The following is a 24,701-nucleotide window of genomic DNA, read 5'->3' as shown; positions in this document are numbered from 1 at the left end:
ACACGCGACCCTCTGATTGGGGGTGGACCAAGGCCTTTGTGGTACGGAGCAGTCACCGCGGTACCGATTCGGTCGGCGATCTCCGCCCGGTGGGCCGCCGGTCCCCCGCCCGCCGGGATACCGGCGGGACCTCGGACCCGGTCAGTCCTCCGTCACGGCGCGCATGCGCTCGGTGTAGTCCCAGCTGTACACCCGCCGGGGCCGGACCCGGATGCGGACCTCCTCGCGGTCATCCGAGAGGAGCCGCGACGCCAGCTCCGAGTCGGTGCCGCCGAGGTACCGTTCGAGCAGGTCGCGCAACACCGTCTTGTCCTCGTCGGGCGAGAGGCCGACGCTCCCGTTGCCGCGGACGCCGCGGTACGGCGGTTGGTTGACGGACACCTCGAAGGCCACCTCCGAGTCGTTGCGGAGGTAGGACACCACGTCGGCCTTGGCCCCCGTCGCGCACTCGAAGTAGTCGTTCCGGTAGCGGTACCACAGCGCGACCATCCACAGCGACTCGTCGGGTCGGTGGCAGGCGATCCGGATCGGAATCGTCGCCTCTTCGAGGAAGGACTCGACCTCCTCCCGCGTCCACGCACCCCTGAACTCTGCCATGAGAACATTCACCACGCTATCGGTGATAGTTCTCCCGCCAGGATTTGGCGGACGTCTCGACCGCCTGGCCGGGGAAATGATTGCACGTTCTTGCCCACTTCCGGCGTCGGCAAGAGCAACCTTTACACTCCCTTGCCTACACCTTCCGGGCATGAGCGAGACAGTCCTGCTGGTCGGCGGCGGCGGGCGCGAGCACGCTGTCGCCCGGGCGCTGGCCGAGAGCGACGCGGACCTCTACGCCTGCGCGGGCAACCGCAATCCGGGCATCGCGGCGCTGGCCGAGGGGTTCGAGACGCTGGAGACGACCAACCCGAAGGCGGTCGTCTCCTACGCCGAGGACGTGGGCGCGACGCTCGCGGTCGTCGGCCCCGAGGGCCCGCTCGCTGCGGGGGTCGCCGACGCGCTCGACGACGCCGGCGTCTACGCCTTCGGTCCGCGGGAGGCCGAGGCCCGCATCGAGACCGACAAGGCCTACCAGCGCCGGTTCATGCGCGAGCACGACGTCCCGGGCTGCCCGGACTTCGAGACGTTCGACGACATGGACGCGGCCTGCGCGTACATCGACGACTACGACGGCGACCTCGCGGTGAAACCCGCGGGCCTCACCGGGGGCAAGGGCGTCCGGGTCATCGGCGACCAGGTGACGGAGGCGGAGGCCAAGGAGTACCTCCGCGAGTCCGACTACGACCGGGTGGTGCTCGAGGAGCGCCTGGTCGGCGAGGAGTTCACCGTCCAGGCGTTCGTGGCCGACGGCGACCTCCGGGTCACCCCGGCGGTCCAGGACCACAAGCGCGCCTACGAGGGCGACGAGGGCCCCAACACCGGCGGGATGGGCAGCTACAGCGACGCGGAGCTCGCGCTCCCGTTCATGACCGAGGATGACTACCGCCAGGCGGTCGACGTGCTACGGGCCACGGTCGACGCGCTGGAGGGGTACAAGGGCGTGCTCTACGGCCAGTTCATGCTCACCGCCGACGGCGTGAAGGTCGTGGAGTTCAACGCCCGGTTCGGCGACCCCGAGGCGATGAACACCCTGCCGGTGCTCAACACCGACTTCCTCGACGTGCTGGTCGCGGCCCGCGACGGCGAGCCGCTGCCGGAACTCTCCTTCGCGCCGAAGGCCACGGTCTGCAAGTACGCCGTTCCCGAGGGCTACCCGACCGACCCTAAAGCGGGTGCGAAGGTCGAGATCACGGAGGACAGCGCCGGCGACGCCGTCCTCTTCTACGCCAGCGTCGACGAGCGCGACGACGGCATCTACACCACGACCTCGCGGGCGTTCGCGGTGGTCGGGGTCGCCGACACCATCACCGAGGCCGAGGAGATCGCCGAGGACGCGCTCTCGCTCGCCGGCGAGGAGGGACTCGACGTGCGCCACGACATCGGCAAGCCCGACCTGGTCCGGCGCCGGGTCGACCACGTGGCGGAGCTCCGCGGGGAGTAGCCGCCCGCGACGCGAGCCGACCGACCGTTTCGTTCCGTTCCGCATCTCCTTCAACCGGGGCCGCCTCGTCACAGTCCCGACCTGATTGGTCGCAGCCCCCGCCTGTCACCCCGTAATCGCCGCCTGTCGAGGCACCACGCAACCCATAACAAACCGCCGACTCGCCGTTTCGGCGCGCATGTCCAAGTACGACGAGGCGGCAGCGGCCTCGCTGACGACCGACCAGACCTTGGAACTGCTCGCCGACGGTCGACGCCGCAACGCGGTGGCCGCCCTGCGGGAGACCGACGGGGCGGCGACGCTCGGCGAACTCGCCGCGGCGACCGCTGCCCGCCTCGACGACGTCGACCGGCCTGCCGTGCCGACAGACCGGCGCGAGCGGGTCGCCGCGTCGCTCCACCACTCTCACCTGCCGAAGCTCGCCGACGCCGGCGTGGTCGAGTACGACCCCGGCGAGAGCCGGGTGGTCCTGACGGAGACGGCCGCGGAGCTGGAGCCGTACTTCGAGGTCATCGAGCGCCGATTCTCCGAGTGAGCCGGCCCGACGGAACCAGCTACTTTCAAGACCGAACCCCACGAATCCCCGGCCGTGCCCGACGAAACGGACGACCGGATCGGTGCGGACCCGAGCGACCCGGACCCGGCCGACTCCGGCCCGGCCGACCGCGACTCGGCGGACCCGGACCCGACTGACGACGCGCGACGCCACGACCGCGTCGCGCGCCACGCCACGCCCGGCCCCGGCAACTCGTTGCAGTCGTGGACCCGCGCCAAGAGCCCGCTCCGGGTCGCGTTGAACTACGTCGTCATCGTCCTCGCGCGCATCTCGCCCAGCCTGACGCTCAAGAACGTCCTCCTCCGGAGCATCGGCGTCACGGTCGGCGAGGGCGTCTCGTGGGGGCTGGAGTCGACCCCGGACGTGTTCTGGCCCGAACTGATCACGGTCGAGGACCACGCCATCGTCGGCTACGACGCCACCATCCTCTGTCACGAGTTCCTCCAGGACGAGTACCGGACCGGCGAGGTCGTGGTCGGCGAGCGCGCCATGATCGGCGCGGGCGCCATCATCCTGCCGGGGGTCGAGATCGGCGCGGGCGCGAGCGTGGCGGCCAACTCGCTGGTGACGCGGGACGTCCCGCCGGGCGAGACGGTCGCCGGCGTGCCGGCCGAGCCCATGAGCGGCGAGGAGTCGTCCGATTGAGTCGCCGGCGGAACGGGGTGCGGTGTCCGCTCGCGCACTATTCGGCGACCACGACGCTCCGGACCGCGTACTCCGCGAGACCGCCGAGGCAGGTCAGGCCGATCAGCAGCGGCCCGAACACCAGCGCGTATAGCGCCAGCGGGTCGGACTCGCCGCGGACGCTCAGGAACGCGGGGAGGACGAGGACGGTCACGCCGAACAGCGCCGCGAGCGGCGCGATCAGCCGCCAGCGGGCCAGGCAGTAGTATGGAACCGCTGCCTGGGCGCCGAGGACTACCGCGCCGGCCAGAATCCAGCCGAGGAAGGTTCCCGGGTCCGCGACCATCGCGCCCACGAAGGCGTCCGCGACGAGCCTGGCGCCGACCCACGCGCCGAGGCAGACGACCGCGTAGGCGAGGCCGCCGACCAGCGCGAGCCGTCGGGGTTCCGTGACGCGCTTCCGCAGGGCGTACGGGAGCGCGACGAAGCAACAGGCGACCAGCGTCGCGGCGACCGCGTTCAGGGCGTCGGTGCCGAGTATCGGGTCGGGACTGCCCTGCATCTCAGTCCCGGATGCGGACGACGCCCTGCTCGAACACCCTGCTGTTGGGGATGATGTACTCCTCGCCGTCGCTCTCGATGCGGGTGACGAACACGTCGACCTCCTGGACGATGCCCCGGTCGCCGCCGACCTTGACCTCGTCGCCGATGCCGTACGGCTGGTTCAGCAGGAGGTAGACCCCGGCCGCGGACGACCGGAGCAGGTCCCACAGCGCCACCGCGCCGAAGAGGATGACCGCGAACACGTACGCCGCCAGCAGGATGAGCAGCGCCTCGATGGCGACGTTGACCTGCCCGAGCGCGACCAGCGCCGCGAGGTAGACGATGGTGTACTTGACGAGCCGCGGGATGACCCCGACCTCCGGGAGCTTGACCGACCGGAGCCGCTCGCCGACGACGAGCTCGGCCTTGTCGGCCACCACGAACCCGACGATGAAGACGAGGATGGCGATGAACAGGTCTGGGATGAAGGTGAGGACGCCGTTCCAGAACAGCCGGGCGTTCAGCAGCTCCGCGATGTTGAGCGCGATGAGGACGACGACCCCGTAGATGAACCACGAACTCAACCGCGACACGAGCGAGACGGTGTCGGTGCCGAGGCTCTGGGCGGTCCGCTCGAACGGCGTGCGCTCGACCGCCTCGGGAACGCCGGCGGCGGTCAGCAGCCGGTGGTTGACGCGGCCGATGACGTAGCCGGCGACGATGCCGAGCACGAGCGCGAAGAAGGCGACGATGAACTGGAACTGGTCGCGGAACAGGCCCTCCAGCTCCCCCTGCATCAGTACTCCTCCGGATCGAGCTCGAGTACCAGCTCGCCTCCCTTGAACGCCCGGACCAGCCCGTCGCTCTCCGAGAGGACGATGGCCGTGGCGTTCGTCTCGCGGGTGATGGCGCCGGCGGCCATGTGGCGCGCGCCCAGCCCCTTGGGGATGTCGACGCCCTCGGCCGAGGGTTCGAGGTAGCGGTAGGCCGAGACGATCTTGCCCGCGTCGCTGATGACGAAGGCGCCGTCGAGCCGGGAGAACTCCTTCAGCATCACGTTCACGATGGGATCGCCGACGTGGACGTGGGACTTCTCGAAGGGGTTGTACGACAGCGGCCGGGACTTGTTCATCACCTTGCCGGCGTCGCCGACGACGAACAGCGCGCCGACCGGTTCGCCCTTCTGGCCCTTCTTGCCGAGTTCGATGGCGACGTCGAACACGTCGCGGATGACGCCGGGGTCGGCCCGGGAGTTGGCGAACAGGTCGTAGACGCCCGAGTACATCTCGTCGCTGGCCCGCGCCCGGGTGACGGTGTCGGTGCCCCCGTCGAACATGCTGACGGTGCAGACGATGACGTCGCCGTCCTCGGCGAGCCCCTGCTCCATCGCGCCCTCGATGCCGAACCGGATGCGCTCGCGGACGTTCTCGAACTCCAGCGGCAGCTCCACGAACTCGTCGGCGCCGACGGAGTTCTCGGGACCGACGACGACGAGGTCCACGTCAGCGTCGAGGTCGGCGTATCGGTCGTAGTAAGAGCCGCTCGGTGAGAACAGAAAGACGGCGTCGGCGTCCTCGGTCACGTCCCCCAACAGTTCGCTCACGTCAGCCATTACCCGAAACGACTCAACGACCGAAGAAAAGGTTTGCGGGTGTATATATCAATCGAGTGCGGGTTCGAGTCCGCCGGCGGCGGGAGCCCTGCCCGGCGTCGTCGCCCGCCGACGAGCGTTGCCCACGGCGGTGTGCCGGACCTCTCGAATCGTCTGTCGAACCGACACTTGCGGACGGACCGTTACGTCTCGTCGTCGAAGAACGACAGGTCCTCGTCGGGTTCGCCGCCGTCGCCGACGGTGGCGGACTCACTGGGGTCGTCCTCGCAGGCCGCGAGCACCGACCCGACGCTGGCGAACGCGTCCGCCTCCCGACGGTCCGCCGCCGACTCCCGAGCGTCGGGGGCCTGCAGGGCGGCGAACCCCGCGCCGAACGCGGCGAGCAGGCCGACCGCGTACGCGCCGGCCCCGCCGACTGGGAGCGTCCCGACCTGGCCGGTCCACCCCGCGGGCAGGCCGGTCCAGAACCACGCGAGTCCCACCCCGCCGACCACGGCGCCGACCCCCGCGAGGAGCTGCGAGCGGTCGGTGGCGGCACCGCGGACGACCGGCGCGAGAAACGCCGCCAGCAGCAGCGCGCCGCCGGCGACGACCCCGAGTCCGAGCGCGCGGGATTTCCCGACGCCGAAGCCGGCGACCAGGCTGGCGGTCGCGGCGGCCACCCCGACCGCGGCCACCAGTCCGGCGCCGAACGCCAGGACGGCCCACGCTACCGCCTGCCAGGGGACGTCCCGGTCGTATGCGTCCGCGAGGTCAGTCATCTTCAGTCTGATACGTCTCTCCCACGGAAAAATGTGCCGAACCTGAACTGTCGTCGGCGCGTCGGTAGTCGGCACTGCCCTCACCCACGGTTCGCCGTCGCTCGCGTTCGCACTGGTGGGCGGCTTCGGCGCTGCCCGACTGGCGCTGTCGCTTGGCGTTCGGGAACCGTAATCGGTCGAACGAAGTGGCTACGGCTCAGCATCGACCCCTATGGACGTCCCAGGAGAATCCCTGCTTCCGCGGTTCTGCGCGCTAAGACCCGTGGATTGCGCCGGGACTATCCGCGAAGGCCCATCGCCTCGATCTGTTCCTGATACCGGTTGCGGATGGTGACCTCGGTGACTTGGGCGACGTCGGAAACCTCGCGCTGGGTCTTCTTCTCGTTGCAGAGCAGCGACGCGGCGTATATCGCCGCCGCGGCGAAGCCCGTCGGTGATTTGCCGGACAGGAGTCCCGCCTCGGCGGACTTGTCGATGATTTCGGTCGCCTTGACCTGCACCTCCTCGGGAAGATCGAGCTCCGAACAGAACCGCGGCACGTACTGCTTGGGATCGACGGGTTCCATCTCCAACCCGAGTTCCTTCGAGATGTATCGATACGTGCGCCCGATCTCCTTCTGCTCGACGCGCGAGACCGCCGTGACCTCTTCGAGCGACCGCGGGATCCCTTCCTTTCGGCAGGCCGCGTAGAGCGTGGCGGAGGCGACACCCTCGATCGACCGGCCGCGGATGAGATCCTCGTTGAGTGCCCGTCGGTAGATGACGCTGGCGACTTCTCTGACCGATCGGGGGACGCCTAACCCCGAGGCCATCCGGTCGGACTCCGAGAGCGCGAACTGGAGGTTTCGCTCGCCAGCGTCCTTGGTCCGGATGCGGTTCTGCCACTTCCGCAGCCGGTTCATCTGACTGCGTTTCTCCGAGGAGAGCGAGTTGCCGTAGGCGTCCTTGTCCTTCCAGTCGATGGACGTCGTCAGCCCTTTGTCGTGCATCGTGTTCGTGGTTGGGGCACCCACGCGGGACTTCTCCTGGCGTTCGGAGTGGTTGAATGCACGCCACTCCGGCCCCCGGTCGACGTTGGTCTCCTCGATGATGAGCCCGCAGTCCTCACACGTGAGTTCGGTCCCGTCAGCGCTTTTGACGAGGTTGGCAGCGTCGCATTCCGGACACGTTTGGCTGTGTTCGGTGTCCTCTTTCTGCTCTTGTTCTGCGTCGTCCTCGCGGGGGTGGCGCTGCCGGGTTCGCTCCATGCCCCTTTTAGATGAGCCAGCAGGTATAACACTTGGGAGGCTGCAGGTGCGCTACCAGTTGCAGATGTTCTGTGACTCGTCCACCAGTGGCAAAAATCCGGACAGCAAGCGCGCGGACTCACCGAACAATCGTTCCCGATCTGGTCGATGAATCTACGAACTCTATTATCGCGTATCGGTCTGATTGAAAGTGTATGCGAGCGCGGGCCGCGGGCCTACTCTGGAGTTTCGTTTGACTCCATTTACGGAAATTAAATGGTTTTTGTTAGAAGATAAGAATCAAGGCCTGTATCAGGTGCGTGTTAACACTTTCCAGCGCACTCGTAACAAAGAACGCATATGTCATAGATTAGGACGGTGGTATCCTTGGCAAACCAGATAGATTCTCCCGATTCGAACTCGGACGACGAACACCCATCCACTGACGGCGGTACGCGGGTCGAGCACGACGTGACTCCCGACGAAACTGGCGGCTTCTCGTGGAAAATGGGGATTACGGCGGGCGTCATGGCGCTCATCATCGGGGGATTCGCCGCCTGGGCGACCGCGACGATGGGCTTCGCTGTGATAGCCTTCGTGATCGCTACCGTGGGAAGCGCCTACTTCCTCTACCAGAAGCGGATTCCGAGCGAAGCCATCGGTTCCGGCCTCTACGTCACGGCACTGCTCATGATACTCACGCCGCTCCTGTTCTACATCCCGACGATTATGTCGAGCGGCGAGGGCGAGAGCGCCGAGGCGACAGGAACGTTCATCGGGAGCATCATGGGTCTCGTCATCTGGGGCTTCGCGTTCCTGCTGTTCGCCATCGTCACCGCCGCTGTCGGCTACTTCTTCAACCGGCGCGCCCGGAGGAAACTCGACGCGTAGTCGACACCCTCTCCCCTCACTCTTCTGCGGTTCACCGGCTGATTCCTCCTCGGAGTTCGCTCGGTCGTACCGATGACGCAATTGAGTCCGGTCCGGTTCTCTCTCGGCGGTACGACTCGGACGGAGCGAACCCGGTGAATCGGCGAATTGAAGTACGATTTCCGAGGGGATACCGTATCTATCACTCACCGGCACCTCATTTCCGTGGTTCTGAGGACGCCTCCTCGAACAACTTTGACTCACTCCCACCGTTATATAGAATATCTATCAATTTTTCCGAATACTATTCCGCCGTCTGTATGGCGTAGGAAGCGACTGAAACGGACGATATATCTCTCTGGTGGTGAATAACTATCTTGTATCTGACTGTACGTCGTGCCGGAATGGCGGACTATCCAGCCACCTTGTCTCGCCGACAGTTCGTTGGCGGGACCGCTGTCCTCGCAACCGGTCTTGCAGGATGTAGCGGTAGTGACGATGACTCTCCCGACACGGTTGATACCGGGAACGAAGATACTACGACGCAACGGGAATCGGGGTCGGAGATCGACCCGACGACGACTGAGAACGCAACGACGGAAGGCGAAGCGGCGTTCACAGTCACCGGCATCGAAGCGCCCAGCGAAGTTCCCCTCGGCGATTCCTACTCGTTTTCGATCACGATCGAAAACACCGGCGGGGCGTCCGGTGTCTGGGCGGACACCGTGTACGCGAAACAGGGTGACGGGCAGTGGCAGGAGATCGGCGTGATCGAACTCGAAGTCCCTGCCGGGGAGACGAAAACGTGGGAGAGTAACGAAGTGACGGTCCAGTACAACGGCCAGATCACGTTCCGCCTCGAACGTACGGCCAGAGAATTCGCCGTTCGATACGTGAGCGCCGTCCTCCCGTTCGGGGAGCCGTTCACCGCCGCGAACGGTATCGCATTCACCGTCGACAAGGTTTCGTTCATGGATTCGTACACCTGGTCGGGGTCGTCGGGCACGCAGTACACGGAGGAAGCGCCGTCCGGCAGGAAGTGGGCGAAGGTGTCCGTCAGAGCCGAAAATAAGGGGAACGAACAGACCTATACCCCGTTGTCGTCGGACGTGGCACTGATTGCGGGGAATCAGCAGTACGACGCGGCGATGTTGATGACCGACGAGAACGAGTTCGAGGGCGGCGAGATCTCGCCGGGTATCGTCCGCAAAGGCTGGATCGCCTACGAAGTCCCCGAAGGTACGTCGAAGTCCGACTTCAAGGTCCAGTGGGCAGAGTCGGGTTTCGACGGAAGCTGGAGCGTTTACTGGTCGATATCGGCGTAACGGCGAAGTTGGAGATTCGCGGAACCGGATTCGAACCGGAGCAAGACGGCCCGGGCGTGCGGCCTTGCGGGCCGTTCCGGGCTGCGACTTGCAGGGTTCGAACCGGTCGGCGATTCTCACAGCTCACCGGTTTGGTCGCCGGAGAATGCGCGGGACCGGATTCGAACCGGCGGACCCCTACGGGATAGCGTCCTAAGCGCTACGCCGTTGGCCTGGCTTGGCAACCCGCGCGCGTTCCCAGATTCCGGCGAGGGCGACAAGAACCTGTCGCTCTCGGCGAGGGGCTTATGGTCGTCCGGTCGCAAGCAGTCTTCGTGTATCGGGCACGCGACCACGTGGAGAACCAGCGCTGGCTCGCCCAGATCGAGCGGGCCGCCGACCGACTCGGACTCGACGCCGCCGCCAGGTCGCGGGCGACCGACCTCTTCCTCTCGACCGTCTCGGAGTGGGACGCGCCCGACGAGCGCGACGCCGACTCCCGGCGGGCGGTCGTCGCGGCCAGCCTCTACGCCGGGTCGCTCATCGAGGGCGACCAGCGCTCCCAGAGCGAGGTGGCCGACGCCGTCGGCGTCGCGCGGCTGACCGTCCAGCAGCGCTGGAAGGAACTGCTGGAAGCGGCCGGGCTCGAACCGCCGTCGTGGTAAGCGACACGAGGAGACTGATCACGCTACTTGGGCGCGCCGACCGATGGCTCGATCTAACTCCGCTCGGCGTTCCGGCCGTCCCGCTCGGGCGTCAGATTGCCGTGTTCGTCGATCTCGCCCTTGACGATGCGCGTGCTGGAGATGATGTCGCCGTCCTCGGCCTCGACGTGGGCCACGACCTCGACGTCGAGGGGATCGTGGCCGCGCTCCTCGCGGATCTCGTTGATGCGCTCGGCGCCGTCGGTCGTCTCTGGCGAGACCACCAGCGCGTCGAACTGGGGTTCGGTCGCGATGCCGGTCGGCTCGGTCAGCTCCCGGACCTCGAACTCCCGGTCGTACTCGTCGGCGAACTCGGCCAGCACGGCCTCCAGATCGGCCTCGCGCTCGTCGAACGGGCGGACGTACCGGTCCTCGTGGCGCGTCTTCGGGGCGAGCTCGTCGCTGGTCAGTCCCACCGTCACGTCGCCGAGTTCGAAGGCGCGCTCGAACAGCGCGCGGTGGCCGTCGTGGACCGGGTCGAAGGTCCCGCCCAGGGCAACCCTCATATCCCCGCGAAGGGTTCCCCGCCGCTTAGTGCCTTCGGAATACGGTCTCGGACCGGGAAAACTACTCCTCGTCGTCCGATTCCTCGTCCTCCGCGTCCTCGACACGGATGCTCACCGGCTCGGTCGGCTCCGACGCCGGCTCGTCCTCGTCGCCCGACCGGAGGTGCGAGTCGAGGTTGAACACCGTGTTGAGCTCGTCCTGGATCTGGCCCACGATGCCGCCGACGAGATCGCTCGGCGCGATGGCGGTGTACTCGTACGGGTTGTTGCCGGCGCCCTCGCTCTCGCGCTTGCGGCGCTCGACGATCTCCTCGTCGTGGAGCTCGGCCAGCGACTCCCGGACCGTCGAGGGGTAGAGCCCGGTTCCCTCGGCGATCTCCTCGCTGGTGCTGTAGGGCTGCTGGCGCAGGTAGACGTAGATGCGCGCCCGGGTCTCGGTGTCGAGCACCCACGACAGCAGGTCGACGATGCCCTGGTCGAACTGGTCGACCGCGCGGTCGGCCTCCTCCTCCAGGCGCTCGCGGCCCTTCGAGATGCGGTCGCCGCCCTCCTCGACCGGCACGTCCTGCTCGACAGACACCGCCTCCTCGCCCTCGACCTCGACGTTCACCTCCTCGGTCAGGTCGCCGTCCTCGTCGGCCTCGAGTTCCTCCTCAACTGTGACGTCGTCCGCGACGTCGTCGATCTCGGCTTCCTCGACGGCGTCGTCTTCGACGTCCACATCGTCGTCTGTGTTTTCACCGGACATGTCCTCTCTACGAGGACACAAGCTACGGGCGAGTAAAAAGGTTGCTTACAGGTGCTGCCGTCGGCGTTCGGGGTTCACGCGCGAGTCAGAGGGAGTCGACTGGCACGAAGCGGACGGACGGACTACTCGGGTCGCAGCACCAGCGACTCGTACAGCGCCTCGACGCCCTCCTCGTCGCGGATCCGGCGCTGGCTCGCCGCGCCGCTCGCGGCCTCGTACACGTCCCGGATGCCCGAGACGCCGAGGCGGTCGCACTCCCGGTCGACGACCTCGCCGAGGCAGACCTCGCCCTCGCGGTCCCGCCGGATGAACGACGCGTCGTGGCCGTACCGCATCGCGCGCCACTTGTTCTCGTCGAGGAGCTCCCGCCGATGGCGGTAACCCGGTTCGCCGTCCTCGTACCGGGCCGAGAGGTCCTCGACCAGGGCGTGGGTGTACTCGACGAACGCCAGCACGCGCTCGGGGTCGGCCTGCCCGTCGGGCGTCCGGACCTCGACCGTGCCGTGGCCGGTGTGCGGGCGCACGTCGTACCAGAGCTCGCCCCGGTCGGCGATGGAGTCCGTGCGGAGCATCGTCTCCTCGAAGGCCGCGAAGTCCTCGTAGGAGTCGAAGCAGGTCGGCATCCCGGTGTTGGGCAGCGCCTCGAAGATTTTGGCGCGGGCCGACTGGAGGCCGGTGTCGAAGCCGTTCCAGTACGGCGAGTTGGCCGACAGCGCGAGCATCACGGGGACGTACCACCGGATCTCGTTGGCGACCCACACCGCCTTGTCGGCGTCGTCGACCCCGACGTGGACGTGGAGGCCCGCGGTCGTGTTGCGGTGCTGGGGGTACTGGATGCGGTCGAGCTGCGCGCGGTACCGGGGCTTCTCGGCGTGTTCGAGTTCGCGCCACTTCGCGCCCGGGTGGAGCCCCGCGGCCGCGATGCGGAAGCCGCAGGCCTCGGCGTGGTCGACCAGCGCCGACCGGACATCGCGGACGCTGTCTGCGGCGTCGGCGAGCCCGTCGAGCTTCGGGGTCTGGGTCTCGACGACGCACTTGAACAGCTCGTGGTCGAGCCGGTCCTCGAGGAGCTCGGGCGGCTCGCGCTCGTAGACGAGCTCGTCGGTGCCCGCCGTCGGACGGCCCCGGCGGTCGACGACGAAGAACTCCTCCTCGACGCCCAGCGTCCCCATCTCCGCGAAGCTATCGGCCGAACCCGAGTCCATCTCTCCCGGGGGTTCGGAAGCCGCCGTATAAATAGTTCCGGAGACGGCAGGCGCGGACGCGAGCGGGGTCGCGTCGGGGGTTCACCCGTGCGGACCCGCCCCGCGAACGCAGCGCTTCGACCGTCTCACTTCGGTCGGGCCACCACGCCGAGGTGGTCGTCGTGGTAGGGTTCGAGGCGCTCGGTCGCCAGCACCTCGTAGCTCGCTTCGAGGTCGGCCAGCGCGTCCGCGAACACGTCCTCGGGGTCGCGGGTCACGTCCTCGCTCCGGGCCTTGACGGCCGCGAGCAGCCGGCCGTCCTCCCGGAGGAACCGGGCGTTCTCGACCGCGACGCGGGCCTGCCCCCGGGTCGCCACGTCCTGTATCACGGCGTCCACCTCGGCCTCGACGACGTGGGCGTACGTCTCGGGCTTGCGGGCGTCCTTCAACAGGGGAAAGAGATTCGGGCGGTCCTCGGCGACTCCCACGAGATCCCGGACCGGCCGGGGCGCGAACTCGACCGCGTAGGTCGGGCCGGCGAAGTCCGCGACGTGGCTGACGGTCGTCCCGCTGGCCGCCCCGAGGTAGAGGACGGTGTCGCCGCCGGCGAGCCCCACGTCCAGCCCCGACTCGACCATCGCGGCGAGCTTCGACCGGCCTGCGTCCCAGCAGCGCCATCCCTCGTCGGTCGGCTCGCCGTACACCGGTTCGCCCCTGGTCGCGAGCCGCTCGCGGCCGTCGAAGCTGCGGCGCTCGACGCCCTCGGGCAGGTCGGTCACGCGTCACCCCCCGCTTGCGCGTCCTCGGTTTCGGGGTCGGCGTCGCCTTCCTCGCCCTGTCCGCGAATCTGGACCATCCGGCGCTGCAGTTCCTCGTCCAGCTCGGGCTTGCGCTCGCCCGAGTAGTGGTCGACCCGCGCCGCGATGGTCAGCTTCCCGGCGAGCGCCCGGGCCGCGGACCCGCGCTTCTCGGGGCGGGTCCCCCGGACGTACTCGTGGGTAAAGATGACGCCGTGCTTGGGCGATGGGGCGTGTCCCCGGAGGTGTGCGAACAGCGAGTCCTCCGCGCCGAGGACCTGGACAGTGCCGGACGGTTTCTTCGCGAGCGACTCCAGGCCGCCGGCGAGCGAGACGAGGCGGGCCGCCAGCACCGGGCCCGCCATCGCCGCGAGGTTGGGCGCGACCTCTGGCGTCTCGCGCTCGATGAACTCCCGGAGCGCGTCGCTCTCGTCGGCGAGGCCGGCGGTCCGGCGGGCCAGCGAGATCAGTCGCTCGTCGGTCGGCGACTCGGGTTCGCGCTCGGCGAGGTCGCGTGCGTAGTCGACGCCGGTCCCGGCGTCGGGGTACCGGCTGCCCGCCCACTCGGCGACGCGCTCGGCGAGTTCGTTGGCGGTCGCCGCGGCGTCGTCCATCGCCCGGACCGCGTGGACCAGCTGCTGGTCGTCCGCGCGCTCGCGCTCGGCGGCGCCCTCGCGGGCCGCCCTCAGGGTCGCCTCGCGGAGCTTTCCGTAGTAGTCGTCCTCGTCGTCGGCGAACCCCGACTCGACCGCCCGCCGGGGCCAGTCGGCGGGTGCGTCGGCGCGGCCCTCGCTGATGGCGGTCGCGCCCCCGGCGGCGTCGCCCGGCGCGACGCCCGCGAACCACCCGCCCTCGGCGTCGGGAGGAGCTCCGTCGTCGGTCATGCCCGAGGATTGCGCGCCGTCGCGTTTAAACCCACGCGACTCGCCCCGGGCTCGACCCGGGAAGTACCCTTAAGCCGCTCCCGGGCGCAATCCGACCGTATGGACGTAGAGCAATTCTTCGAGGAGATGCCCTTCGCGGACCTGCTCGGCGTCGAGGTCACCGAGGTCGCCGACGGCCACGCCGAGGGCCGGATCGAGATGCGCGAGGAACTGTCGTGGAACCCCGACCGCCAGATGGCCCACGGCGGCGTCACGTTCACGCTGGCCGACACCGTCGGCGGGGCGGCGCTGGTCTCGCTGGTCGACCAGCCGGTCCCGACGGTCGACATGCGCATCGACTACCTCGAAGCCGGCACCGGCGATCTGGAGGCGGAGGCCGACGTCGTTCGGTGCGGGAGCGACGTGGGCGTGGTCGACGTCGAGGTGTTCGCGGAAGACGGGACGCAGGTCGCCGACGCACGGGGCGTCTACAAGACGGGGTGAGCAGTTCCTTCCGAAGAGCAGGATGAACCGCTTCGCGAATCGGTGTGCGTCGTACCGAATCAGCGGTCGCTTTCGAGCACGTTCGTCAGCGCGTCGTACGCGAGGAGGAGCGCCGCGCCGCCACCGACGACGATTCCCAGCGTCCCGCCGTTCTGGAGGACGAGGACGGCGAGCAGAAAGGCGACGAACTCCAGCGTCCGGTGGATGCGTTCGAGGGTCCGGTCGATGTCCGAGAGAGCGGGGTCAGGTCCGGCCATGCCTGCGTCGTTCGGCCGTCGTTCCAAGAATCTAACCATTCCAGGCGGTCGGACTGCGGTCTGCACCCCTCGATTCGCCCCGCCCTCGGCGCCGGCTACCCGAACACCTGCTCGAAAAGGGTGGCTTGCCCGCGGTGGAGTCGCTCCAGGAACGCCGACTTGCTGATGCCGAGTTCGTCGGCGACCTCCTGGGCTGTCGTCCGGCGCGGCACCTCGAAGTAGCCCAACTCCAGCGCGGTCCGGAGCGCAGCCTCCTGGGAGGGCGTCACGTCCCAGCGCTGGGCGACCGCCTCGTCGTCCTCGCTCCCGAGGGGGAAGACCCGCTCCAGCGAGACCCCGACCGTCTCGGCGGCCGCCGCGAGCACGCCCTGGAGCACGTCGTGGCCCACCACGGCGCCGGTGTGGCGTTCGGTTCCCGCGCGGTACTGGAGCGTCTCGGCCATGAACCCCGCGTCGGTGAGCTCGTGGACGACGCAGGGGTGCTTCGAGAGGCACCGGAAGTTGGTCCTGCTGTCGGTCCGGGAAGCGTGGAGGTAGCGGATGCGCTCGTCGTCGTCGAGCACCTCGCCGAGTTCACCGGCGCCGTCGCCGGCCGAGAACCGGAGGAGGGCGTTGTCGTCGCGGCGGAGTTGCGGCGGCCGAGCGTCGACGCTCGCGCCGGTCTCGCGGGCGGCGTCCGCCAGGGGGCAGTCGTCGCCCGTGACGGAGAATTCGACGACGAGGCACTCGTCTATCATCGATTGACCCCCTCGAATCGTGCTGTGGAGCCATTGGGAAGAACGTTTAGAAAGCCCCCGGTCGCTCGCGGTCGTGGTTCGAGAGAGCGAAGTTCTCTCGTCATCACGAAAATCTCCGATTTTCGAACGACTCCGGCGGATATTCGCGGCTCTCCACACCGTCAGACCACAGGTCGGACGAGCCTCCGCTCGCTCCGCTCGCGGAGACACCGCCCGCCGCGAATAGGGCCGCCGGAGACGACCACGTAAACGCGAGCGACCGGGCCCTTTCGGTCCCGCCCGAGGTTGTCTGGTCGACCGAGCGCTGCGGTAGTCGGTCGGGTTCTCTCCCCATTTCCATCACGGTCTTTCCCGCGGGAATACTTAAAGCCCGCCCATGGACGGGTGAATTGGTTTGGCAATCCGGGTCTAGATTCCGGTATATGGACATCGATCAGGTGAAAGAGCGCGCCGGGCCGCGCGAATTCAGCCCGAAGGACGACCTCCCGGAGGAGTACCGGAAGGCCGCGACTCGGATGATTCAGTTCCACGCGAACAGCGAGATCATGGGGGCGTACCTCGAACGCCCGTTCATCCGGGAGGCGCCCAGCCTCGACCGGAAGCTGGCGTTCTCCGCGAAGGTGCAGGACGAGATCGGTCACGGGCAACTGCTGTACCGTGCCGCCGAATCGCTGGGCGTCAAGAGCCGCGAGGAGATGCTCGACGAACTGGCCGCCGGCGAGGGGAAGTTCCTCAACTGCTTCCACTACCCGCTGGAGTCGTGGGTCGAGACGCCGATGATCGCGTTCTTCGTCGACGGGGCGGCGATGCGCCGGCAGGCAACGCTCAAGCGGTCGAGCTGGGAGCCCTACGCCCACGCGATGGACAAGGTGTGCTTCGAGGAGGGGTTCCACGTCAAGCACGGCGAGGCCATCCTCCACGAGCTGATGACCGGCTCGAAGGCAGAGCAGGAGAAGACCCAGGAGGCCTTCGAGACGTGGTGGCCCCGCATCATCCAGTTCTTCGGCCCGACCGACGACAAGTCGACCCACCACGACTTCTCGGCCGACGTCGGCCTGAAGACGATGACCAACGACGAGCTCCGGAACGCCTTCCTCAACTCCTACGTCCCGAAGGCCGAGAAGTACGGCCTCGAGATCCCCGACGAGCCCCGCATCCGCGAGAACGGCGACGGCACCTACGAGGTCGAGGAGGACGACCTCGACTGGGACGAGTTCTTCACCATCGCGAAGAACGACTACGAGGGCAGCCACGAGCAGATCGGCAAGCGCCGTCGCACCCAGGAGGCCGTCGAGTGGGTCCGGAACAGCATGGACGACTGGGAAGCCAAGAGCGCGGGCGCGAGTCCGCAGGCGGCAGACTGACCATGATCTGGGAAGTGTTCCGACAGGAGCAGTCCGGCGAGTACCACACCCACTGCGGCAACGTCCACGCGCCCGACCGCGAGATGGCGCTCATGTTCGCCGAGGTCCAGCACGGCCGGCGCAAGCCGACCAACAGCCTGTGGGTCGTCCCCCAGAAGGAGATCGGCGAAGTCGACACCGAGGACGCGAGCTTCGGCGGGACGACGGACAAGTCCTACCGGTGGGTCCAAGCGTACAACTTCGAGGCGGCGGCCGAGGAGGTCGCCGAGTCCGAGAGCGAGCAGGTCGAGGCCGAGGCCGAGCGCCAGCGGGGTGACGACTGATGGCGAGCGCCGAGCAACTGGCCGGCCCCGACGAGCTCTCCGACGAGGAGCGCGAGGCGGTCGAGACCCTGCTCTTCCGCCTCGCTGACGACGAGTTCGTGCTGGCCGAGCGCTACACCGAGTGGCAGGTCCGGGCGCCCACCCTCGAGTCCGACCTCGCGCTGGCCAACGTCGCGCAGGACGAACTCGGCCACGCCCGGCTCTGGTACGACCTGCTCCAGGACTTCGGGCCGGACGAGCCCGACCTCATCTGGGAGCGCCCCGCCGACGAGTGGCGACACAGCACGCTGACCGAACTCCCGTTCGCGGAGGGCGACTGGGCCGACCCCGTCCTGCGGTCGTACCTCTACGACGTGGCCGAGGAGCTCCGGCTCGAGGCGCTGGTCGACTCCTCGTACGCCCGCATCCGCGACCGGGTCGGCAAGATACAGGGCGAGGAGGACTACCACCGCGAGCACGCCGAGAACTGGCTCGAGCGGCTCGCCGACGACGAGGACGGCCGCAAGCGCGTTCAGGACGCGCTCGACCGGCTGTTCCCCCACGCCCTCACGCTCTTCGCGCCGACCGACGAGGAGATCGAGGCCCGCATCGACGACCTCGGCCTCCGGACCGAGTCGCTGGTCGACATGCGCGAGGCGTGGCTGGAGACGGTGGTGCCGTACCTGGAGGGCCTCGGCCTGTCGGTCCCGGAGGATCGCGACCTGCCCGAGGAGATCGGCCGGGACAAATCGCACACGGACGACTGGGACGACCTCCGCGAGGAGTTCACCCGGACGTACCGGGAACTCGGCCGGAGCGAGGCGACCCGCATCATGAAGGATCCCGACGAGGTGGCGTGATTCCATGTCGAGCGAACTGCCCTACGACCCCGAGATACCCGATTTGGACGAAGCGGACCCGACGGAAAGCGGGGGCGACGACGTCCCCGGAGTCGGCGGCGTCCCCGGGCTGGACGACGACTGTGCGGACCCCGCGCTCTGCGCGTACACCGAGTACGTCGAGGGCGAGGAACGCGAGGACCTCCCGGCGACCGGCGAGGGCGCCGAGGGCGTCGAGGCCGACGTGTGGGACGCCCTCTACGGCGTCGAGGACCCCGAGATGCCGGTCTCCATCGTCGACCTGGGGCTCGTCTACGGCGTCGAAATCGACGAGCGCGTGGACGGGGGCGTCCACGCCCAGGTGCTGATGACCCTGACCTACTCGGGCTGCCCCGCCCGCGACATGCTGACCGACGAGGTCGAGCGCGCGGTCGCGGGCGTCGAGGGCGTCGAGTCCGTCGACCTCCGCCTGGTCTGGAGTCCCGAGTGGTCCGTCGAGATGGTGACCGAAGCCGGCAAGGACGACCTCCGCGAGTTCGGCCTGAGCGTGTGACCGTGCGCCGACCAGACCCCAGCGTCGACACGTCGGGCGACCGGACAGGCGCCGAGTGCCCCTACTGCGGGTCGACCGACACCGAGCGCGAGCACCCGAAGGGGCCGTCGCTCTGCCGGTCGATGCACTACTGCAACGCGTGCGAACAGCCGTTCGAGAAGTTCGAGTAGCCGCCCCGGTCCGTTCTTCATGGCAATGCAGTTCCGTCGTCTCCGAAGTCCCAGTTACAGCACCCCGTCGAATCGATGTGGGGCTCCGACGCACCGCCCGCGACGAGCGGCGGGACGAGAGGAGGGCGTGGAACCCGATGACGCCGACCCGCGCCGGATGGCCGAGCGCGGGCGACGGTCGGCGGGCGGCCCGGTCACGGATGGCTGGCGGTGCGACCGGTCGCGACCGCGTCCTAAATGAGTGGTACTATCTGCTTAGTCGTTATGGCCGACATCGGGGAAATAATCCGGGCCGCGACGGGGCCGTCATCTTCTTGCCCGACACGAACCCAGGGTACCGTATGTCAGAGACAGGCGACCGCCCGAGCGACGACGAGCTCCGACGCGGCATGATGGTCGAGATAGAGCAGTCGAACGCCGAGAACGCGCCCGACGCCGAGGGCATCATGGGCGAGATCCAGACCGTGCTGGAAGACGACGACGCCAGCGTCAAGGGGGCGAAGGTGAAACTCCAGTCGGGCGCGACCGGATACGTCAAGCGCGTGGCGTCCGACGAGTGAGCTACTTCTCCCCGGTTTCGTGGTCGAGCAGCGCCCGCTTGAGCGGGAGGCCGTCGCCAGCCGAGTAGCCGCCCAGCGAGTCCGCGCCGACCACTCGGTGGCAGGGCACGACCAGCGGCACCGGGTTCGCCCCGCAGGCCCGGCCGACCGCGACCGGGGCGGTGTCGAGCGCCGCCGCGATGTCGCCGTAGGTCCGGGTCTCGCCGTACGGAATCGCCCGCATCTCGGCCATCACCTCGCCCGCGAACCCGTCGACGAGCTCGACCGGCAGGTCGAAGGTCCGGCGGTCGCCCGCGGCGTACTCGTCGACCTGCGCGCGGATCTCCGCCTCCGACGCGCCGACGCGGTCCGCGTCGAGCTCGACCGTCTGTCCCAGGATTTCGACGTGCATCGGCGGAGAGAGGGCGCGAGCGGGCTTTGCGGTTTCGGTCGGGCCGGTGTCCCGGTCGGAGTGAGTACCCTTATCGTCGTGGCGGCGGACGGGCGCGTATGGACATCGCAGACGACGACGGCGTCCGGACCGTCACGTTCGACCGACCAGAGGTGATGAACGCGTTCACGCCCGAGCTGGCCGGGAAGCTGGCCGACGTGTTCGCCGAGGCCGACCCCGCGGAGCTCGACGCCATCGTCCTGACGGGCGAGGGCGGCGCGTTCAGCGCGGGCGGGGACCTCCAGTCGATGGCCGAGCGCGAGGAGGCGCCCGACGAGGCCTACGAGCGGGTCACCGAGACGTTCGGTCGGCTCGTCGAGGAGGCGCTCTCGGCCAGGGTCCCCATCGTCGCCAAGGTCAACGGCGACGCCGTCGGCGCGGGGCTGGCGGTCGCGGCGGTCAGCGACTTCGCCTACGCGGCCGAGTCGGCGACGTTCAGCTGCGCGTTCGTCCGGGTCGGGTTGATCCCCGACACCGGCGGGAGCTTCCTGCTCCCCCGCATCGTGGGGCTGCGGACCGCCAAGCGACTCGCGTTCACCGGGGAGTTCTTCTCGGCCGCAGAGGCCGCCGAGATGGGGCTGGTCAACGAGGTCGCGGCCGCGGACGACCTCGACGACGCGGTCGCGGACCTGTTGGACACGCTCCGGGAGCGCCCGACGCGGACCATCGGCCTCGCCAAGCGCGCCATCCACGAGAACATGGGGAAGGGCTGGCAGGAAGCGCTCGACTACGAGAACGCGGTCCAGTCCCAGGCGTACGCCACGTCCGAGCACGGGGAGGGCGTCGCGGCGTTCCTCGAAGGCCGGGACCCCGAGTTCGAGTGAACCGGGGCGGCCCCGCCGAGTTCTGAATCCGAGGGTCCGCTGCGCAGCACCCGGTAGACCCGCCGGTTACAGCAGAACTAAGCCCGTGCGAGCCGCCATCATCCGCCGTGACCGTACCAACTGTCGAACTGCCGAGCGGCGACGAGATGCCACTCGTCGGCGTCGGCACGTGGAACCTCGATGACGAGACGGTACAGAAGTCGGTCCGGACCGCGCTCGACGACGCGTACACCCACGTCGACACCGCGGAGGGGTACATGAACGAGGCCGAGATCGGCGAGGCGCTGGCCGACTACGACCGCGAGGACCTCTTTCTGACCTCGAAGGTGCTGCCGTCGAACCTCAACTACGACTCGGTCGTCGAGTCGTGCGAGGCCTCGCTCGACCGGCTCGACACCGACTACCTCGACCTCTACCTGATCCACTGGCCCAACCCCGCGATATCGCTGCGCGAGACCCTCGACGCGATGGCGACCCTGCGCGACCGGGGGCTGGTCCGGAACGTCGGCGTCTCGAACTTCAGCGCGTACCAGCTCAGCGCCGCCCGGCACGTCTCGGACGTCCCCATCGCGGTCAACCAGATCGAGTTCCACCCGTGGTTCCAGCGCCCCGACCTCGTCGACTACTGCCGCGAGACCGACGTCGTGGTCGAGGCCGCCGCGCCGCTGGCCCGGACCGAGGTGCTGGGCGACGACACCGTGCAGGAACTCGCCGAGCAGTACGACCGGACGCCCGCTCAGATCGTGCTAAAGTGGGCTGTCGAACAAGGTATCGTGGTCATCCCGAAGTCCTCCTCGCCCGACCACGTTCGAGAGAATATCGACCTCTTCGGGTGGGACCTCGACGAGGACGACCGACGCCGGCTCGACGACCTCGACCGCGACTACCCGGTGTACGACACGCCCGCCCGCGACTGGGCCGGCGACGTGTACGGCATCTCGGAGTAGAGTCGGCGGGGTGGTCTGCAGTTCCCGGCACCGGCGCGACGACGAGCGATTCAAGGCCGTGGCCCGGCTATCCGGACGCGTGTCCGACACCAACGACAGCGGCGGCCCACCCGCCGGCGACGGCGAGTTCGACGCGCCGACCGTGACCTGCGAGCGGTGCGACCGGGAGTGGGACCTCTCGACGGAGTTCGACGACCTGGGCGTGGGCAACCACGCGGTCGAGCAGTTCGCGCTCGACCACAAGCGCCACACCGGCCACTTCCCGGACGGCATCGGGACCTGGCGCGCGGTCTGCCGCAACTGCCCGGAGGAGGTCCAGCGACTGGCGAGCGACGCCGCCGAACGGTGGGCCGAGACGCACGTCCGGCACACCCGCCACGAGGTGGAGATTCATCACGCGCGGAGCGACGAGACGTCGGTTATAGGCGGCGAGTGAAGGAGGAGTGAGGAGATAGTGGATTTCGAGCGGGGAGTCTGCCTACAGCCCGAGGAACTGCTCGGCGTTCTCCCAGAGTATCTTGCGCTGGACGTCCTCCGAGAAATCGAGTTCCGCGAACTGGTCGAGCCACGCCGCCGGGTCGATCATCGGGTAGTCGGTGCCGAACATCACCTTGTCCCGCAGCAGCGTCTTCGCGTAGTGGAGCACCTGGTCGTCGATGTACCGGGGCATCCACCCCGAGAGGTCCATGTAGACGTTGCCCTTCTGCTGGCAGATGGCGAGCTGTTCCTTCTCCCACGGGAAGGCGGGGTGGGCGAGCAGAATCTGGAGGTCGGGGTGCTCGGCGGCGACGTCGTCTATCATCATCGGGTCGCCGTATTTTATCTTGAGGCCCCTCCCGCCGGGCGCGCCCGCGCCGAGGGTCGAGCTGCCGCCGTGGAAGACGACCGGGACGCCGAGGTCCTCGATGGTGTCCCACAGCTCGTCGTGCTCGGGGTCGCTCGGGTCGAACCCCTGGGCGATCTGCTGGAACTTGAACCCCGAGAGGTCGAGGTCCTCCACCGCCCGCTCGGCCTCCGCGACGCAGTCGTCCTTCAGGGGGTCGACGCTGGCGAACCCGACGAAGAAGTCGTCGTACTCGTCGCGGACCTCGGCCACGTAGTCGTTGGGCACCGGCGGGTTCCCGGTGTTGGTCTCGGCGTCCCACCCGAGCAGCACGGCTCGGCCGATGCCGCAGTCGCGGTACTCCTCGATGAGGTGGTCGTACGTGTCGGTCTCCATCTCGGCGCCGAACTTCTCGGCGGCGTCCCGCATCATCTGCCCGCCCGCGTCGACGAGGAACTCCTCGGTGGGCTGGTGACAGTGGGTGTCGATGACGGGGTAGTCCTCGGCGTGGTCGGCGACGACGTCGAGTTGCGGCATGGTCAGGCGTTCGGCGAGTGTCGTGAAAAATCGTGTGGGGCAGGGGTCAGAAGCCGAGTCCGACCGCGACCAGGTACGAGAAGGCGTTGTTCGCAACGTGGAGCAGGCTCGCCCCGGTAAGGTCGCCGTACCGGAGGCGGAGCGCCGTCGGGAGGACGCTCCAGACAGTCACGAAGACGCCGCCGGCCACCCCGAAGAAGGGGACGTGTATCGCGCCGAAGACGAGTATCATCCCGGCGGCGGCCGCGGGCGGCGACCAGCCCCGGGCGAGCAGCCCGCCGAGCAGGAGCCCGCGGTACAGCATCTCCTCGACCAGCGGGCCGACCAGCACCGGTCCGACGACGACGACCGCGAGGGTCGCGGGGTCCGACAGCGAGTAGGAGAGCCCGCTCATCTCGTAGCCGAGCGCTGCCGTCACCCGGGTGATCGCCTGGTACGCGCCGAGCCCGACGGCGAACGCGGCGGCGACCGCGAGGAGTTCGCGCGCCGTCGGCCGCCGGAAGGGGAACGCCGCCCGGCGCTCGTCGGGGGTGAGCGCGGCGTACGCCATCGAGACGACCGCGAGGTTGGCGAGCCCGTAGAGCAGGAACGCCGTGGGCGTAGCGAACTCGTCGGGCCCGGTGTCCGTGACAGCTCCGACGACGGCGAACCCGACGATAGCGACCGGCATCGCCGCGACAGTCGCTCCGACCGCGAACAGTGACCGGCCTTCGAGCGCCGACGCGTCGGCGGCAGCCCGCGACCGCTCGGAGGGGTGCATCACGCCCCGATAGTAACAGAATAATTATAAAACGCTTTCCACTCGGAACGGGGCGAGCGACTACTCGTCGGCCGCCTCCTTCTTGATGAGGAACTTCATGTCGCCCTCGAACACCGCGGTGTCCTCCTGGTTGGTCATCGTGGTGTCCATGACCACCAGGCCCGCGTCCTCGCGGCTGCTCAGGTCCTTCGTCTCGGTGATCTCCATGTCGAGGCTGATGGTGTCGTCCATGTATACCGGGTTCGGGATGTCCATGTAGTTCATCCCGAGGAACGCCAGCACCGTCCGTTCGAGGAGTCCGGTGCGGTAGACGAAGCCCGTGGCGAGGACGAACGTCATCGGGCCGTGGGCCACGCGCTCGCCGAAGTACTCCTCCTCGGCGTACTCCTTGTTGGTGTGGAGCTCCGTCCAGTCGCCCGCGAACGCCGAGTGCATCACGAAGTCGTACTCGGTGACCGTCCGCCCGGCGCTCTCGAAGGTCTGGCCCTCCTCGAAGTCCTCGAAGTAGTGGGGTCGATAGCTGTACGGCATGGAACGGTGTTCGGTCGTTGACGATAAAATTCTATGGTGTTCCGTTCGCGTCTCCCGACGACCTGTCACCGAGTCGGGGGCGAGTCCGGGGTCGGCCTCTCCGCTCGTAGTCGGTCGGCCGACTGTCGCGCAGTCGATCGACCCCTTCGCCCGGTCGAATGCCCGCTTTCTCGCTGGCGCGCGCCCGCCGCGGGAGGGAATGACGCGTTCCCGATGGTTTTAAA

General features: G+C 68.3%; 33 protein-coding genes and 1 tRNA gene. 16 read left to right on the top strand and 18 right to left on the bottom strand.

All coding sequences use genetic code 11. The features are described from left to right. Nucleotides 1-141: 141 nt before the first annotated feature. Nucleotides 142-597 carry a pyridoxamine 5'-phosphate oxidase family protein gene (locus tag DVR07_RS08085; RefSeq protein ID WP_115796213.1) on the bottom strand — a complete coding sequence of 152 codons (456 nt, stop codon included), beginning with the start codon at nucleotides 595-597 and terminating at the stop codon, nucleotides 142-144. A gap of 151 nt (nucleotides 598-748) precedes the next feature. Here DVR07_RS08085 and purD point away from each other — a divergent pair, with 151 nt between their 5' ends. From purD to DVR07_RS08070, 3 genes are all read left to right on the top strand, one after another. Continuing rightward, a complete protein-coding gene (gene purD / locus DVR07_RS08080) occupies nucleotides 749-2,041 on the top strand; it encodes a phosphoribosylamine--glycine ligase (RefSeq protein ID WP_115796212.1) in 1,293 nt (430 codons plus the stop codon). A 178-nt stretch (nucleotides 2,042-2,219) separates the two neighbouring features. After that, a complete protein-coding gene (locus tag DVR07_RS08075; RefSeq protein ID WP_115796211.1) occupies nucleotides 2,220-2,576 on the top strand; it encodes a DUF7344 domain-containing protein in 357 nt (118 codons plus the stop codon). A gap of 54 nt (nucleotides 2,577-2,630) precedes the next feature. After that, on the top strand, nucleotides 2,631-3,242 hold the full coding sequence (locus DVR07_RS08070; RefSeq protein WP_240318862.1) for an acyltransferase: 612 nt from the start codon (nucleotides 2,631-2,633) through the stop codon (nucleotides 3,240-3,242). 37 nt (nucleotides 3,243-3,279) lie between these two features. Here DVR07_RS08070 and DVR07_RS08065 read toward each other — a convergent pair whose 3' ends face one another. The 5 genes from DVR07_RS08065 to DVR07_RS08045 all read right to left on the bottom strand — a co-directional run bounded on the left by DVR07_RS08065 (nucleotide 3,280) and on the right by DVR07_RS08045 (nucleotide 7,384). Beyond that, on the bottom strand, nucleotides 3,280-3,783 hold the full coding sequence (locus tag DVR07_RS08065; protein ID WP_115796210.1) for a hypothetical protein: 504 nt from the start codon (nucleotides 3,781-3,783) through the stop codon (nucleotides 3,280-3,282). Nucleotide 3,784: 1 nt separating this feature from the next. Next, the gene (locus tag DVR07_RS08060) at nucleotides 3,785-4,561 is read right to left on the bottom strand and encodes a mechanosensitive ion channel domain-containing protein (protein WP_115796209.1); all 777 of its coding nucleotides are present in this window, start codon (nucleotides 4,559-4,561) and stop codon (nucleotides 3,785-3,787) included. Further along, the gene (dacZ, locus tag DVR07_RS08055; protein WP_115796208.1) at nucleotides 4,561-5,376 is read right to left on the bottom strand and encodes a diadenylate cyclase DacZ; all 816 of its coding nucleotides are present in this window, start codon (nucleotides 5,374-5,376) and stop codon (nucleotides 4,561-4,563) included. The genes DVR07_RS08060 and dacZ overlap by 1 nt, the downstream gene beginning before the upstream one ends. Nucleotides 5,377-5,558: 182 nt before the next feature. After that, nucleotides 5,559-6,137 (bottom strand): DUF7139 domain-containing protein, encoded by a 579-nt coding sequence (locus tag DVR07_RS08050; RefSeq protein WP_115796207.1) that lies wholly within the window; start codon nucleotides 6,135-6,137, stop codon nucleotides 5,559-5,561. 278 nt (nucleotides 6,138-6,415) lie between these two features. Beyond that, nucleotides 6,416-7,384: a transcription initiation factor IIB gene (locus DVR07_RS08045; protein WP_115796206.1), complete on the bottom strand. Its 969-nt coding sequence runs from the start codon at nucleotides 7,382-7,384 to the stop codon at nucleotides 6,416-6,418. Nucleotides 7,385-7,750: 366 nt separating this feature from the next. Between DVR07_RS08045 and DVR07_RS08040 the strand changes: the two genes are divergently transcribed. Further along, on the top strand, nucleotides 7,751-8,254 hold the full coding sequence (locus DVR07_RS08040) for a hypothetical protein (RefSeq protein ID WP_162829483.1): 504 nt from the start codon (nucleotides 7,751-7,753) through the stop codon (nucleotides 8,252-8,254). Between the two features lie 383 nt (nucleotides 8,255-8,637). Then, nucleotides 8,638-9,558, top strand: a complete 921-nt coding sequence (locus DVR07_RS08035; protein WP_115796204.1) for a DUF4352 domain-containing protein — start codon at nucleotides 8,638-8,640, stop codon at nucleotides 9,556-9,558. A 146-nt stretch (nucleotides 9,559-9,704) separates the two neighbouring features. On the opposite strand, the gene DVR07_RS08030 is transcribed toward DVR07_RS08035, so the two are convergent. Then, nucleotides 9,705-9,789, bottom strand: a tRNA-Leu gene (locus DVR07_RS08030). 83 nt (nucleotides 9,790-9,872) lie between these two features. Between DVR07_RS08030 and DVR07_RS08025 the strand changes: the two genes are divergently transcribed. Further along, nucleotides 9,873-10,202, top strand: coding sequence for a transcription initiation factor IIB family protein (locus DVR07_RS08025; protein ID WP_115796340.1), 330 nt, complete (start codon nucleotides 9,873-9,875; stop codon nucleotides 10,200-10,202). Nucleotides 10,203-10,255: 53 nt separating this feature from the next. Here DVR07_RS08025 and DVR07_RS08020 read toward each other — a convergent pair whose 3' ends face one another. The 5 genes from DVR07_RS08020 to DVR07_RS08000 form a co-directional block, all read right to left on the bottom strand. After that, nucleotides 10,256-10,747: a phosphopantetheine adenylyltransferase gene (locus tag DVR07_RS08020; RefSeq protein ID WP_115796203.1), complete on the bottom strand. Its 492-nt coding sequence runs from the start codon at nucleotides 10,745-10,747 to the stop codon at nucleotides 10,256-10,258. Nucleotides 10,748-10,808: 61 nt separating this feature from the next. Beyond that, nucleotides 10,809-11,327, bottom strand: coding sequence for a winged helix-turn-helix domain-containing protein (locus DVR07_RS08015; protein WP_240318867.1), 519 nt, complete (start codon nucleotides 11,325-11,327; stop codon nucleotides 10,809-10,811). Between the two features lie 290 nt (nucleotides 11,328-11,617). Continuing rightward, nucleotides 11,618-12,700: a glutamate--cysteine ligase gene (locus DVR07_RS08010; protein WP_115796202.1), complete on the bottom strand. Its 1,083-nt coding sequence runs from the start codon at nucleotides 12,698-12,700 to the stop codon at nucleotides 11,618-11,620. A 125-nt stretch (nucleotides 12,701-12,825) separates the two neighbouring features. Continuing rightward, nucleotides 12,826-13,458: a fibrillarin-like rRNA/tRNA 2'-O-methyltransferase gene (locus DVR07_RS08005; RefSeq protein WP_115796201.1), complete on the bottom strand. Its 633-nt coding sequence runs from the start codon at nucleotides 13,456-13,458 to the stop codon at nucleotides 12,826-12,828. After that, a complete protein-coding gene (locus DVR07_RS08000; RefSeq protein WP_115796200.1) occupies nucleotides 13,455-14,360 on the bottom strand; it encodes an NOP5/NOP56 family protein in 906 nt (301 codons plus the stop codon). Before DVR07_RS08000 ends, DVR07_RS08005 begins: the two co-directional genes overlap by 4 nt. 99 nt (nucleotides 14,361-14,459) lie before the next feature. Here DVR07_RS08000 and DVR07_RS07995 point away from each other — a divergent pair, with 99 nt between their 5' ends. Continuing rightward, complete coding sequence (locus DVR07_RS07995) at nucleotides 14,460-14,843, top strand: PaaI family thioesterase (protein ID WP_115796199.1); 384 nt, start codon at nucleotides 14,460-14,462, stop codon at nucleotides 14,841-14,843. Nucleotides 14,844-14,902: 59 nt separating this feature from the next. On the opposite strand, the gene DVR07_RS07990 is transcribed toward DVR07_RS07995, so the two are convergent. Continuing rightward, nucleotides 14,903-15,100 carry a hypothetical protein gene (locus DVR07_RS07990; protein WP_115796198.1) on the bottom strand — a complete coding sequence of 66 codons (198 nt, stop codon included), beginning with the start codon at nucleotides 15,098-15,100 and terminating at the stop codon, nucleotides 14,903-14,905. A gap of 95 nt (nucleotides 15,101-15,195) precedes the next feature. Further along, entirely contained in the window at nucleotides 15,196-15,837 is a 642-nt protein-coding gene (locus tag DVR07_RS07985; RefSeq protein WP_115796197.1) for a helix-turn-helix domain-containing protein, read from the bottom strand. Nucleotides 15,838-16,259: 422 nt separating this feature from the next. On the opposite strand from DVR07_RS07985, the gene paaA reads away from it, so the two are divergent. The 6 genes from paaA to DVR07_RS07960 all read left to right on the top strand — a co-directional run bounded on the left by paaA (nucleotide 16,260) and on the right by DVR07_RS07960 (nucleotide 19,625). Further along, nucleotides 16,260-17,201: a 1,2-phenylacetyl-CoA epoxidase subunit PaaA gene (gene paaA, locus DVR07_RS07980; RefSeq protein ID WP_115796196.1), complete on the top strand. Its 942-nt coding sequence runs from the start codon at nucleotides 16,260-16,262 to the stop codon at nucleotides 17,199-17,201. A 2-nt stretch (nucleotides 17,202-17,203) separates the two neighbouring features. After that, the gene (gene paaB / locus DVR07_RS07975; protein ID WP_115796195.1) at nucleotides 17,204-17,524 is read left to right on the top strand and encodes a 1,2-phenylacetyl-CoA epoxidase subunit PaaB; all 321 of its coding nucleotides are present in this window, start codon (nucleotides 17,204-17,206) and stop codon (nucleotides 17,522-17,524) included. Then, complete coding sequence (paaC, locus tag DVR07_RS07970) at nucleotides 17,524-18,363, top strand: 1,2-phenylacetyl-CoA epoxidase subunit PaaC (protein ID WP_115796194.1); 840 nt, start codon at nucleotides 17,524-17,526, stop codon at nucleotides 18,361-18,363. The genes paaB and paaC overlap by 1 nt, the downstream gene beginning before the upstream one ends. A 4-nt stretch (nucleotides 18,364-18,367) precedes the next feature. Beyond that, nucleotides 18,368-18,895, top strand: coding sequence for a 1,2-phenylacetyl-CoA epoxidase subunit PaaD (paaD, locus tag DVR07_RS07965; RefSeq protein ID WP_115796193.1), 528 nt, complete (start codon nucleotides 18,368-18,370; stop codon nucleotides 18,893-18,895). 2 nt (nucleotides 18,896-18,897) lie between these two features. Then, the gene (gene paaE, locus DVR07_RS21465; RefSeq protein WP_303646387.1) at nucleotides 18,898-19,065 is read left to right on the top strand and encodes a 1,2-phenylacetyl-CoA epoxidase subunit PaaE; all 168 of its coding nucleotides are present in this window, start codon (nucleotides 18,898-18,900) and stop codon (nucleotides 19,063-19,065) included. A gap of 341 nt (nucleotides 19,066-19,406) precedes the next feature. Further along, nucleotides 19,407-19,625 (top strand): DUF2196 domain-containing protein, encoded by a 219-nt coding sequence (locus DVR07_RS07960; RefSeq protein ID WP_115796192.1) that lies wholly within the window; start codon nucleotides 19,407-19,409, stop codon nucleotides 19,623-19,625. 1 nt (nucleotide 19,626) lies between these two features. On the opposite strand, the gene DVR07_RS07955 is transcribed toward DVR07_RS07960, so the two are convergent. Next, nucleotides 19,627-20,016 (bottom strand): methylated-DNA--[protein]-cysteine S-methyltransferase, encoded by a 390-nt coding sequence (locus tag DVR07_RS07955; RefSeq protein ID WP_115796191.1) that lies wholly within the window; start codon nucleotides 20,014-20,016, stop codon nucleotides 19,627-19,629. A gap of 98 nt (nucleotides 20,017-20,114) precedes the next feature. Here DVR07_RS07955 and DVR07_RS07950 point away from each other — a divergent pair, with 98 nt between their 5' ends. The 3 genes from DVR07_RS07950 to DVR07_RS07940 all read left to right on the top strand — a co-directional run bounded on the left by DVR07_RS07950 (nucleotide 20,115) and on the right by DVR07_RS07940 (nucleotide 22,262). Further along, entirely contained in the window at nucleotides 20,115-20,879 is a 765-nt protein-coding gene (locus tag DVR07_RS07950) for an enoyl-CoA hydratase/isomerase family protein (RefSeq protein WP_115796190.1), read from the top strand. A 107-nt stretch (nucleotides 20,880-20,986) separates the two neighbouring features. After that, on the top strand, nucleotides 20,987-21,826 hold the full coding sequence (locus DVR07_RS07945; protein WP_115796189.1) for an aldo/keto reductase: 840 nt from the start codon (nucleotides 20,987-20,989) through the stop codon (nucleotides 21,824-21,826). Between the two features lie 79 nt (nucleotides 21,827-21,905). Further along, nucleotides 21,906-22,262: a hypothetical protein gene (locus tag DVR07_RS07940; RefSeq protein ID WP_115796188.1), complete on the top strand. Its 357-nt coding sequence runs from the start codon at nucleotides 21,906-21,908 to the stop codon at nucleotides 22,260-22,262. Nucleotides 22,263-22,304: 42 nt separating this feature from the next. Here the strand turns inward: DVR07_RS07940 and DVR07_RS07935 are convergent, their stop codons facing one another. The 3 genes from DVR07_RS07935 to DVR07_RS07925 are packed head-to-tail and all read right to left on the bottom strand — an operon-like array spanning nucleotide 22,305 to nucleotide 24,477. Continuing rightward, nucleotides 22,305-23,186: an amidohydrolase family protein gene (locus tag DVR07_RS07935; protein WP_115796187.1), complete on the bottom strand. Its 882-nt coding sequence runs from the start codon at nucleotides 23,184-23,186 to the stop codon at nucleotides 22,305-22,307. A 46-nt stretch (nucleotides 23,187-23,232) separates the two neighbouring features. Further along, nucleotides 23,233-23,946 (bottom strand): CPBP family intramembrane glutamic endopeptidase, encoded by a 714-nt coding sequence (locus tag DVR07_RS07930; protein WP_115796186.1) that lies wholly within the window; start codon nucleotides 23,944-23,946, stop codon nucleotides 23,233-23,235. Between the two features lie 60 nt (nucleotides 23,947-24,006). Next, nucleotides 24,007-24,477: a MaoC/PaaZ C-terminal domain-containing protein gene (locus tag DVR07_RS07925; protein ID WP_115796185.1), complete on the bottom strand. Its 471-nt coding sequence runs from the start codon at nucleotides 24,475-24,477 to the stop codon at nucleotides 24,007-24,009. Nucleotides 24,478-24,701 lie beyond the last annotated feature (224 nt).

The sequence above is a fragment of the Halorussus rarus genome, from assembly GCF_003369835.1.
Taxonomy (GTDB): domain Archaea; phylum Halobacteriota; class Halobacteria; order Halobacteriales; family Haladaptataceae; genus Halorussus; species Halorussus rarus.
This window is presented reverse-complemented; position numbering and strand designations above follow the sequence as displayed.